Annotated in this window: 2 protein-coding genes; both read right to left on the bottom strand. The window is 75.4% G+C overall.

Annotated features, from left to right (window positions below; translation table 11 throughout):
- Nucleotides 1-3,668, bottom strand: a 3,668-nt coding sequence (locus tag D1643_RS09485; RefSeq protein WP_160710390.1) for a UvrD-helicase domain-containing protein, incomplete at its 3' end; no start/stop codon positions are given.
- On the bottom strand, nt 3,669-5,531 hold a 1,863-nt coding region (locus tag D1643_RS09480; RefSeq protein WP_160710389.1), incomplete at its 5' end, for a PD-(D/E)XK nuclease family protein.

Below are 5,531 nucleotides of genomic sequence, written 5' to 3'. Positions count from 1 at the left end.
TGGGCGGCCACGGCCGCACGGGCCGCGTCGGCGCCGCGCAGGGCGTCCAGCTGGGCCAGCCGGTGGAAGGCGCTGCCGAGCGCCGTGGCCTTGTCCGCGTCGGCGCCCGGGCGCGCGGACTCCCCGACCGCGAGGGCTCCGACCTCGTCGTCGCCCTCAGGCACGCGGGCGTCCGACACCGGCGTCTCGCCATCCGCGCCGCCGGCCTGCTCCCCCGCCGAGAGGCTGCTGCGGCCGAGGGCGCCAGACGTCGCCTCAGCCCCGTCCGCGCCGCCGGCTGCATCGCCCGTCGTCGGCATCTCGTCAGCCAGGTCGCCCCCAGACGCCACTGGACGGATCGCGAAGACGCTCCTCGCCGTCGCCTCCGCGCTGTCGCGCCCAAAGCCCTCTGCCGCCGCGCCATCCGCGCCCGCAACGCCGCAGGCCACAGCGCCGTCGGCCCCCCGCAGCGCGGGCATGCTCGCCGAGGCATCGTCGCCACCGGCGACCGGCGCGCCAGGCACCTCCCCAGCCAGCGCCATGCCGACGCGCACGGCGCCCGGCGCCTCGGCGAGCATGCTGTAGGAGGCTAGGCCGTCGTCGGCGCGCTCGCCGGCATGGCGCGGCAGGCGCCGGCGTTCCGTCAGCGCGGGGTAAGCTATCGCGACAGCCCCCTCGGCAGCGGCCTTTGCACCAACCCAGCCCGCCGCGCATGCCAGACCGCCAGCCGCCGCGCCCACCGAGGCAACCTCCGCTCCGCCGCCTCCCGCGCCCGCCGCACAGCTCGCCGCCCCATCGGCGCATGCCGCGCAGCTAGCTGCCCCGGCTCGCAGCCTTCGCTCTCCGCCTCCCGGTGTTTCACGTGAAACACTTGTTCCCTTATCGCACGACATTGCGACACCAGCCCCGACGCCCGCATCCTCGGCGCCTGCCGCATCCCCCGCGCCCGCCGCCTCCGCGGCCACGAGCGCGTCGGCGTCCGCGTACGCATAGGCCAGAGGCTCGCTGCCGCCGTAGGCGACCGCGCTGGCCTCGGTCGGGAACGGGCCGTCGCCGAAGAGGGCCGCGCGCAGGTCCTCCTGCACCGGCTCGAGCGCGTCGCCTTCCTTGCCGTGGCGCACGCGACACGACACGAGCAGCGCCTCGCTCGCGCGCGTGGCCGCCACGTAGAAGAGGCGGCGGCGCTCGAGCACGGCCTCCTCCTCAGCCGCCGCGGCCAGCGCCGCACGGTAGAACGCGGGAGAGGGCGCGCCGGCCACCGGCTCCCAGGCCCCGGGCCGCGCAGCGGGGAACAGCGCCGCGCGCTCCTCGTCGAACAGGCCCTCGTAGGTCTGGGCCGCGGCCGCCTTCTTGCGCGGTGCGGCGCCCTCGGCCGGCTCGAGCGAGGCGGCCACGCGCCCGCCGGCCACGAGCATCCGCAGCCTCCCCTCCCGCTCGCCGGCGTCGTAGCAGTCCGTCACCGCCACGAGCGGGAACTCGAGGCCCTTCGAGCTGTGGGCCGTCATGATGCGCACCGACCCGGCGGCGTCGCCCACGAGCGCGCCCATCTTCTCCTTCCCGGCCAGGCGCGCGCTGAACGCGCGGGCCACGCGGGCCATGCCCAGGCCGCCGCGCTCCTCGATCCCCTCGACGATGGCCGCGGCCTTGAGCAGGTTGGCCGCGCGCGCCTCGCCGTCGGCCCCCTCGCCCGCCAGGCGGCTGAGCAGCCCGGAGTCGGCCAGCACCTGACGCAGCACGCGCGAGGGACGGCGCCGGCCCACGTCGCGCCAGGCGGCCTGCATCACCGCGCAGGCGAAGGCGAGCCGCGGCGAGGCGGCCTCGGGCGTGCGGGGAAACGCCTTGCGGCCGATGGAGCAGCGCCGGGGCAGGGCCGCGGGGTCATCCTGCTCCTCGGAGAACAGGGTGCCCAACTCCATGAGGTCGTCGGCTGACAGGCGGAACAGCTCGCCGGAGAGCACGGCGAAGAGCGCCTCGGTGTCCTCCGGCTGGGCGAGCGCGCGCAGAAGGCACGCCACAAGCGCCGCCTCGGCCGTGCCGTAGAAGCCCGACCCGCCCGTCATCACGCAGGAGAGCCCCTCGGCCCGCAGCGCGTCGGCGTAGACGGACGCGTGGCGCGTCGTCCCCATGAGCAGCACCATGTCGCTCGGGCGATGCCCTGCGTCGCGCAGGCTGGCGAACCAGCGCGCAATGCCGGCGGCCTCCACGGCCCGGGCGCCGTCGGCGTTGGCGCCCACATGCCCGCGGGAGGACTGCGTGTAGCCCACGACCTGCAGGGCCAGGCGCGGACCGGCGCCGCGGAAGTGCCGCCCGCGCGCGACCACCGCCGCCTCGTCGCGCCCGGCCTCGAGGTCGAGGAAGTCCTCCACGAAGAAGCCGGGACGCCCGCAGACGCGCCGCACGAAGGCGAGCACATCGGCATGGCTGCGGAAGTTCCGGTCGAGCGAGAGGCACAGCGCCCCCACCTCCGATGAGGCCATGGCCTGCTTGTGCTCCAGGTAAACGCCCACATCAGCGCCTTGGAAGCGGTAGATCGACTGCTGCGAGTCGCCCACGGTGCACAAATTGGCGTCACCGGGGCGGCAGAGGCGCTCGATGAGGTCGATCTGGAGCTGGTTGGTGTCCTGGAACTCATCCACCATCACCAGTTGAAAGCGCTCGCGCAGCTCCGCGGCGATGGCAGGGTGGTCGCGCAGGGCCGCAAGCGCGCGCCGCAGCAAGTCGGCCATGTCGATGGCGCCCGCCCGGGCCTTGGCGGCCGCGTACTCGGCGTCCACCTGACGCGCGAGGTCCATGAGCTGGGCCGCCAGGCACCCGCCGAGCCCCAGGCTCGCCTCGAGCGCCGCCTTGTCGGCCACCTGGTGCAGGCGCTTCACGTCCTCGGCCGTCTTTCCGCGCGCGGCCGGCCGCTCGAGCCCGGCGAGCACCGCGATGAGACCGCGCCACCCCTCCGCGTCATCCGCGCCGGGGTCGGCCAGGTAGGCGGCGAGCGCCTCGCGGGCCGGCTCCACCGCCGCGGCTGCCTTCTCCGTGAGCGGCAGCGCCGCCACCTCCTCGTAGGCGCCGGCCAGCTCGCGGGCCACGGCCCCGGGCGTGCGCGCGCCCACAGGCCCCCACGTGAAGGCGTCGAGCCCCTCGGTAAGCGACTCCGCGCGCTCGAGCACCGCCGCGACGAGCGACTCCATCGTGACGGCCCGCTCACCGGCGGCCGGCGGGAAGGCGCGGCGCAGGTCAGCCCACGCATCAGCGCCCGCAGCCTCGGCGCGCTCAAGCACCGCGGCATAGGCGCGGCGGCGCATCTCGTCGGCCTCGCCCTCCTCGAGCTGGCGAAACGCCGGGTCCATCCCCAGCTCGAGGGCGTGGGCGCGCAGAATGCGCCCGGCCATGCCGTGAATGGTGGATATCCACGCGCCGTCCACCTTGAGCGCGTCGTCGAGCATGCCCTCCGCGCGCAGCACGGCGCGCACGCGGCTCTTGATCTCGGCGGCGGCCTTATCGGTGAAGGTGATGGCGAGCACGCGCTCGATGCCGTCCACCGCCGGCCCGCTCTCGGGCGAGAGCGCGTAGGCGATGCGCTGCTGCAGCGTGAAGGTCTTGCCCGACCCGGCGCCCGCGCACAGCAGGAGCGGGCCGTCCACGCGCTCGATGGAGGCGCGCTGGGCGGGCGTCAGGCTCATCGCGTCCAGATCCATCTAGAGCCTCCTCTCGCAGATGACGGCCGGACACCACCGGCACGCGTCCTTATCCGACGGGTTGGGGCGCACGTCCCCCGCGGCAAGCGCCGCGAGCCGCCGCGCCACCTCCTCCTCGGCCCGCGCGAGCAGCTCGGGAAACGAGCCCACCGCGCCGTAGGGCACGCGCGAGCGCGCGGGATCGAGCCCCGGCATCGCCGCCGCGTCGAGCGAGCGCGCGTCGAAGGCGCCGGCCACCGCCTGGCGCAGCGGGTTCACGTAGAGCGTCGCCACCACGCGCACGCCGAGCAGGCGCTCGACCACGCGTGCGTAGATGAGCGCCTGCATCTTGCGCGGCAGCGCGAAGGGCGCGCCCGGCTCCTCCTCGCGCCCGTGCAGGTGGTAGGCCGGCCCGAGCGAGGTCTTGTAGTCGATGACCACGGCGCGACCCTCCCCGTCCACGTCGATGCGGTCCACCGTCCCCACGATCCAGTGCCCCGCGTAGGGCACGCCGCCGTCCTGGCCGTAGCTCCACTCCAGGTACGTCGGGACGAAGCCGGGAAGGAACGACGCCTCGGCCGCCACGTAGCGCGCAAGCTGCGGGCGCAGCGCCTCGCGCAGGTCGCGCTCGCGACGATCGGCCGGCACGTAGCGATGCCCCGGTCGGCGCGTCGCCTGGGCCGCGCAGGCGGCATCGAACACCTCGTCGATCAGGGCGAGGGCGCGCTCGCGGCCCTCAGCCGTCACGCGCTCCATCCCCTCCTCGTGAAGCCGCAGGTAGAAGCTTTGGAGCACCTCATGGACGAAGGTGCCGCGCTCGAGCGAGCCAAACCCCTCGTCCGGCGCGTCCAGCGAGAGCCGGCGCTGCACGAACCAGCGGTAGGGGCAGTCGAGGTAGCTCTCGATGGCCGAGGGCGACAGGTCAAGGCCCTCGCGCGTGACGCTCTCGACGCCACGCGGCAGGGTGATGAAGGGCGCCATGGCCTCGCCGATGGCGCCGGTGCGCGGAAGGGGCGCCACGAGCCCCGCCGGCTGCTCGTCAGTGCCGCAGGCGCCGTAGACGAAGCGGTTCTCGGCCAACGTGCTCACCTGCGGCACGAGCGCCTCGGGGATGGCCAGGTCGCGATTCATGCCGACATCGGAGCGCACGTCGGCGCGGTAGCAGTCGACCGCCTCCTCGAAGAGCGTGGCCGGGTAGCGCGGCTCGGCGCCCACGCCGTTGAGCGCCCGCTCGAGCACCACGACCGCACGTGCCGCCTCGAGCGCGTCGCGGAAGCGGCGGCGCTGGGACGCGAGCGCATCGACCGGCGCCGCCGCGCCCAGCTTGGCCAGCAGCGTGGCCCGCGCGTCCTCCGCCGCCCGCACCGGCCGCTCGGCCGAGTTAAGCCCGCAGACGATGAGCCCGTACGCCGCGCCGGCGCCGAGGCGGCCCGCCCGCTCAAGCGTGGTGAACAGCACGACGGGAAGAGCGCCCGAAGGCCGGGCGGCGCCGGGCGGCGCCTCCGCGACAGCCGGATTCTCCTCGCCGACGACGCCCGCAAGGCGCGCCTCGGCTTCCGCGGCATTGGCTGTGGAGGGCGCGCCCTCTTCCCCGGCAGCGACCGCGGGGCACGCGCCCCGCTCGCTCGTCCCCGCGGCAACGGTCGAAAGCCTCCGCGCGAGGTCGGCCCCGCCTTCACCGGACGTCGGCTGCTCGCCGGCGTCAACCTCGCTCTCAGCCGGATCGACGCGCAGCGAGACCGCGACGGCACGCGACCCCAGAAGCGCCATGAGCCGGCTGAACGAGAGCCCCGCCTCCTCGGCCGCGGGCGCCGCTGCCGCGATGGGCGCGAGGGCCGCGGCCGCAAGGGCGCGCTCGCCGTCGCTCCGGGCGCGCGCGGCGAG

This window comes from Enterorhabdus sp. P55, from assembly GCF_009911695.1.
GTDB lineage: Bacteria > Actinomycetota > Coriobacteriia > Coriobacteriales > Eggerthellaceae > Enterorhabdus.
This window is presented reverse-complemented; position numbering and strand designations above follow the sequence as displayed.